The sequence below is a fragment of the Planktothrix sp. FACHB-1355 genome, from assembly GCF_014748295.1.
Taxonomy (GTDB): Bacteria; Cyanobacteriota; Cyanobacteriia; order Cyanobacteriales; family Aerosakkonemataceae; genus Aerosakkonema; species Aerosakkonema funiforme_A.
On the sequence record NZ_JACJUP010000360.1, the window covers coordinates 1 to 5,646 of the forward strand.

The following is a 5,646-nucleotide window of genomic DNA, read 5'->3' on the forward strand; positions in this document are numbered from 1 at the left end:
AAGAATATTTTGTATATTTTGATTCATAAAATACTAGGGATTTTACGTACATCTTTAGTAAGATTAGCGTAATGATTCTGAAATTTTCAAGAGGAAAATTATGAAAAATTCTTTACAGCTAATCTCAGCAATATTCGGGATGCCTTTGGTTGTCGGTGTCACCTGTCAGTTGGGGATGGGGAGCGATCGCATCTGAAATAGATGGAACTGCCAATAGCATAAAACCACTAGAAACACAAGTATTCCAGGTATTACCTACCACTGTTTCCGGTAACACCACTTTAGATCGAATTCAACAATATAGCAAAGACAGCCAGACCAACAGACGATCGACCGGGATTGTCAATTGTCCGTTATGGTTGTGATTTACTACTACCCACTACCCACTGGCATTAAAATTATTATTCTTTGTCCTGACCCAATTATGTCAAACCACCACAGCCATCACAGCCACGAACCAGCAAATTATAACCGCGCCTTCGCGATCGGCATCGCCCTCAACGCCGGCTTTGTCATCTGCGAAGCCGTTTTTGGCATTTTCAGTCACTCCCTAGCCCTGCTAGCCGATGCAGGCCACAATCTCAGCGATGTTTTGGGACTGCTGCTAGCTTGGGGAGCTGCTATTCTCACCCGTCGCCCCACCACCCCCCGTTACACCTATGGCTGGCGTCGTTCTTCAATTTTGGCAGCTTTATTAAATGCGATTTTCCTCCTTATTGCCACAGGTGCGATCGCTTGGGAAGCCATCCAACGCTTAATTCAACCCACCCCGGTAACAGGCGGTGTCGTCATCGGAGTCGCAGCTGTGGGAATTGCCATCAATACAGCAACTGCCTTACTTTTCGCATCCGGACGGAAGGGAGATTTGAATATTCGCGCCGCTTTTTGGCATATGGCTGGCGATGCTTTAGTATCTGTTGGCGTTGTACTCGCTGGGATCGCCATTTTGTCAACTGGTTGGTTGTGGTTCGATCCAGTTGTGAGCTTAATTATCGTTATAGTTATTGTCGTCGGTACTTGGGAACTGTTCAAAGATTCGCTTAATTTAGCGTTAGATGCCGTACCGGAAGGTATCGAACCCCTAGCTGTACAAACTTACTTATCTGAACTCGCCGATGTAACTCAAGTTCACGACCTCCACATCTGGGGTATGAGTACAACAGAAATTGCACTAACCGCTCATTTGGTGATGCCGGAAGGACACCCAGGCGATGATTTTTTAGCACGGATAGCCCAAGAGCTTCACGATCGATTTGCGATCGAACACGTTACCCTCCAGATAGAAACTGGCAGTGGCGCGAGCCTCTGTCCGCAGATAGATTGTTCTAATTGATGTCAGTAAAAATCAACCCTCGTATTGTCATACGCAGCCAGATTCCTCACTAAGTAAAAGTCAGTAAATTGTATAGCCCGATACTCAGTAATATTTCTGCCCATAGCTGGGTCTGGCTGAGTGCAAGGACTTATCGCAGTTTGTGGATGAGTGAGGTGCATAATTTTTTCTACTTCCGGACTCCCTCCCACAATAACGAGGGTAATCGAAGCGGATTTGGGATACATCGGTGCGATCGTTTTCCAATATAACTCTCAGTCAGATCGCATCCAGTTTTAAAATTGATGAGCGTAAAATTTATCCCCGTACTGCCTTTCGTTAAATACAGACTCTACAAAAGTACTATCTCAATATTTACACAGAGCCATTTTCAAAACCCTTTAAGTGCATTTATCAATTTACATAACAAAAAAGATAAGTTAAAAATTAAATAAAAAGCGCGTTTATTAAACTGGCTCAATCAGCAGACTAAGGGAAGGGAAGGGAAAATGAAAGCACACTTTTTCAAAGCAGTAAGTGCTGTGACAGCATTAACAGCAGTTATGGCAACTACCGACATTGCTAAGGCAGCTAGCTTTACTTGCTCCACCATCGATGGTGCAGGTCATGATGCCACTCGCATCTGCTCTACTTCCTTAGCTCCCAGTCTCACAGATATCATCGACGAATCTCTTTTTTTGCCACAATTCAATTCATCAGAACTAGGCACACTCAATAGTGTAAGCCTCGAATTTACAGGCTTGCTTGAAGGAGGTGCTGGTTTTGAAAGTAAAGATGCAAAGTCAACTAGCATCACAGTGGAGTTGGGCGGTTTGCTCACATTAAAAGACTTAAATGGGCAGTCTTTATTTGAATTGAATCCCAAAAAATTATACAATTATAGCGTCACAAAGTACGATGGTATAATAAATTTTGCTGGCACTTCCGGAAAGACGATCGACGGAGTAACAGCCCAACAAACCGGACAAAAAATTTTCACTGGTAGCCAATTATCTACCTTTATTGGTACGGCAAACATAGAATATTTGTTTTCAGCCGAAGCCAAATCGAAAGTTACAGGAACCGGCAACATCATTTCCTATGTCGATACATTTGCAGGTTCGGATTTGAAAGTATCTTATCAGTACACCCGCAAAGTTCCCGAACCCTCTGTTATATTCGGACTTGGTGCAGCCGTCATACTTGCAATCCTAGTGGAAAGAAAGAAATTTAGGAAGAAGGCGTCAAATAAACTAGAAGTTAAGCTACATACAAAAATCGATAACTAATTATAGCATAGTGCATCTAAGTTTGGCAATAAACTCACCTAAAAAGAGGTATATTCTGCTAGCAAACTTTTATTTTTGCTGACAATAAGCTATTAAGGCATTAGTATTTATTAGCATATTTTGTAGCGCCTGTAATGCTTCCGGTTTGTGCCGAACATAAGCCTCGATAAACAAACCCACAATTTCGCTTAGCAGAGAACGAATTCTATCTTCCGGTTGGGTAGCTGGTAGGTCTAGAAGCGATGAACCAGCCGTGGTATCTGGCGGATAAGTAATCGAAAAATGATTCGCTCCTTCTAAAAGTACCAGATAGCAATCTTCTCTCCCCCCAACAATCGCCTTATCAAAAGTTTCCTCAATCGACTTACCGGGATCTGCCTTACTCAGTCCGTACATTCCCCTGCTAGCAGCAATTACCCCATCTCTAGTACCACCAATTAGAAGCATTGGCAACTCAGAAGGCAAAGGTAAAAAAGTACCCGGTGCAAACCCCAGTATAGTAGCGGCGGCGCTATGGCCACCATAAGAAAAAGCTGCTGCAACTTGAGGATAAAATCGCGGGTCAGCATTTTCTAAAGCTAATCTACCACCACCGGAATGTCCGCCCAAAACGATTTTTTGCAAGTCCAGCATTCCTGCCAAAATTCCCTGCTTCTGAAGACGATCGAGTTCTGCTAATATTGCAGGTAACGCCAAGGCAGTCGCACCAGTACCGTAAGTATCAGGTGCAGACATTGCCACGTTAACTCCGGGAGTTATACCGACTATTCCTGGCAGGTATTCAGCCACCCAAGCAAATGTAACTACCACCAATCCGCGTTCCACAAGCTCAACCGCCAACCACTGATATAATGCCGGTTCGCAGTTAAATCCGCTAAAAAAAATCACAACTGGAAATGGAGCCTTTGCGGAGTCGGCAGGTATAATGCCTTGATAGGCTTGGATATTTTCACTTCCTATTCGCGCTGGATATAGCACCTTTAAAAAAATTGTGTCGTAGGGTGCAGTGATATTCTCTACTTTAACTGACTGGAAAAAAGCGCGAACTGTCATATTAAGTGCTGAGTGCTGAGTATGTAGTTAACTAATTGTAGGGTGTGTTAACTGTCTTCGTAACACACCTCATTTCCACAAACTACTCGCTTTAGAGATTCCCTCAGCGAATCAGTTGTTTGATTTCTCTCCAAATGGCAAATCCTTTAGTATCGGAATGGCGTTGTGTGAAGATACCGTAACTGGGACTAAACAGCAGCGCCAGTACAAATAATCCGGATGCTACCAAAACAATAGCTGGGCCAGAAGGTAAATTGAAAAAGTAGCTCAAATACATTCCGCTGATACTGGAAATAATCCCAATCACCGCACCCAAAATCATCACTTGATGCAATCTTTTCACTAATAAATATGCCGTCGCTCCCGGTGTGATTAACAGCGATAAAACTAGGATAACTCCTACAGCTTTCATGCTGGCAACTATCGTTAATGCGATCAGCAACATTAAGCCAAAATTGAGCAGATTAACTGGCAAACCAGCGGCTTGAGCGCCCAAGGCATCGAAGGTATAAAAGAGTAATTCTTTATATAGCAAACCAACAACAAAAAGTACAATCCCGGCAATGAATGCAGTATTCCAAACTTCCTCACTTGTGACGCCTAAAATATTGCCGAATAAGAAGTGATTCAAGTCAATTTTGTTGTCTTTTTGGATAATAGTAATTAAGGTAATGCCAAGGGCAAAGAAAGCCGAAAAAACTATTCCCATCGCGGCATCTTCTTTGATAGGCGATCGCGTCCTAATCCAAGCGATCGCCATTGTACTCAGCACGCCAGCCACAAACGCGCCAATAAAAATATTGATTCCCAACATAAAAGCGATCGCCAATCCCGGCAAAACCGAGTGAGAGATCGCATCTCCCAGCAAAGCTAAGCGCTGCACCATCAAATAACTGCCGACGACAGCGCACAGCAAGCCGACTAAAATGGCAATGATCAGCGATCGCTGCATAAAACCGTACTGTAACGGCTCAATTAAAGCTTCCAACATAGTAGAGCTAGGGGCTAGGGGCTAGGGGCTAGGGGCCAGGGTAAGAACCGTCTAAATCAACGGTTTGGTGGAATTAAGAATGACTTAAGCGCCTTGGCGACTGCTGTAACTCAGGATAAAAAATCAAGGCGTAATGCAGTCACATCTGAATTACGATCGGCTCCCAATCAAACAAATTTAAATTAGGCTGGGAATGCTCGAACATTCGCTTCATTATCCGGCGAGAATCGACAGCTTTTTTCTGACCGATATCCTGGATGAGAGCTTTATCCAAATCGTTTCTTCATAACTCACATTGTTCGGGTGTCAAAACATTGTGAATGACGAGAAAAGCATTAGCATGAAAAAACTCTATACATTCCTGGAGTCGCTCTGCTGTTGGCGCATTCCCAGCTAAATACTCTGTCATTATTTGCTCTGCAACTAAGCAGCTGCGCTAGCAAAAAACATTACCTGACCCCCGTAGGCGCGGTACAGATTTTCTTGAGTTAACACCTGTTGACGAGAACCGGCAGCAATTAAATCTGTATTCAGCAAAATCAAGTCATCAAAGTTAGCGATCGACTCGCCTAAATCGTGGTTAACCACAATTACAGTTTTGTCTGCATCGGCGAGTTCGTGGAAAATATTAAAAATTATAGACTGAGTTTTCTGGTCAATGCCAGCAAACGGCTCATCAAAGCAGAAAACATCTGCTTCTTGTGCTAAAGCTCTCGCTAAAAATACTCGTTGCTGCTGTCCTCCCGATAGTTGTCCGATCGGTCGATCGCGATATGCACTCATCCCCACCCGTTCCAGTGCATCTTGAGCGACGCGCCGAGAAGCAGCTGAAAAACGACGAAACCAGCCAGTTTTAGAGATCCTACCCATCATCACCACATCCCAGACAGTGGCGGGGTAAGTCCAGTCGATTTGCGATCGCTGCGGTACATAAGCAACTTTTTCCCTTCGATCCATCAAAGGTTTACCCTCATCAGTGTGGGACAGGCGTCCCCGCTTGT

The 5,646-nt window shown here is 43.9% G+C and carries 9 protein-coding genes; 3 read left to right on the forward strand and 6 right to left on the reverse strand.

Going from position 1 to position 5,646, the window contains the following annotated elements; genetic code table 11:
- Positions 1-155: 155 nt before the first annotated feature.
- Positions 156-365 (forward strand): hypothetical protein, encoded by a 210-nt coding sequence (locus H6S82_RS15870; protein WP_190464803.1) that lies wholly within the window; start codon positions 156-158, stop codon positions 363-365.
- Positions 356-1,333 (forward strand): cation diffusion facilitator family transporter, encoded by a 978-nt coding sequence (locus H6S82_RS15875; RefSeq protein WP_242056971.1) that lies wholly within the window; start codon positions 356-358, stop codon positions 1,331-1,333. The genes H6S82_RS15870 and H6S82_RS15875 overlap by 10 nt, the downstream gene beginning before the upstream one ends.
- A 2-nt stretch (positions 1,334-1,335) precedes the next feature.
- On the opposite strand, the gene H6S82_RS15880 is transcribed toward H6S82_RS15875, so the two are convergent.
- Positions 1,336-1,560, reverse strand: coding sequence for a hypothetical protein (locus H6S82_RS15880; RefSeq protein ID WP_190464804.1), 225 nt, complete (start codon positions 1,558-1,560; stop codon positions 1,336-1,338).
- 261 nt (positions 1,561-1,821) lie between these two features.
- Here H6S82_RS15880 and H6S82_RS15885 point away from each other — a divergent pair, with 261 nt between their 5' ends.
- Complete coding sequence (locus H6S82_RS15885; RefSeq protein WP_190464805.1) at positions 1,822-2,601, forward strand: choice-of-anchor E domain-containing protein; 780 nt, start codon at positions 1,822-1,824, stop codon at positions 2,599-2,601.
- A gap of 69 nt (positions 2,602-2,670) precedes the next feature.
- Here H6S82_RS15885 and H6S82_RS15890 read toward each other — a convergent pair whose 3' ends face one another.
- From H6S82_RS15890 to H6S82_RS15900, 5 genes are all read right to left on the reverse strand, one after another.
- Positions 2,671-3,654, reverse strand: a complete 984-nt coding sequence (locus H6S82_RS15890; RefSeq protein WP_190464806.1) for a dienelactone hydrolase — start codon at positions 3,652-3,654, stop codon at positions 2,671-2,673.
- A 103-nt stretch (positions 3,655-3,757) separates the two neighbouring features.
- The gene (locus H6S82_RS15895; protein ID WP_190464807.1) at positions 3,758-4,645 is read right to left on the reverse strand and encodes a metal ABC transporter permease; all 888 of its coding nucleotides are present in this window, start codon (positions 4,643-4,645) and stop codon (positions 3,758-3,760) included.
- A 139-nt stretch (positions 4,646-4,784) separates the two neighbouring features.
- Positions 4,785-4,919, reverse strand: coding sequence for a hypothetical protein (locus H6S82_RS34075; RefSeq protein ID WP_255512221.1), 135 nt, complete (start codon positions 4,917-4,919; stop codon positions 4,785-4,787).
- A 9-nt stretch (positions 4,920-4,928) separates the two neighbouring features.
- Entirely contained in the window at positions 4,929-5,054 is a 126-nt protein-coding gene (locus H6S82_RS34080) for a hypothetical protein (RefSeq protein ID WP_255512222.1), read from the reverse strand.
- Positions 5,055-5,068: 14 nt separating this feature from the next.
- On the reverse strand, positions 5,069-5,646 hold a 578-nt coding region (locus H6S82_RS15900; RefSeq protein ID WP_191056408.1), incomplete at its 5' end, for a metal ABC transporter ATP-binding protein.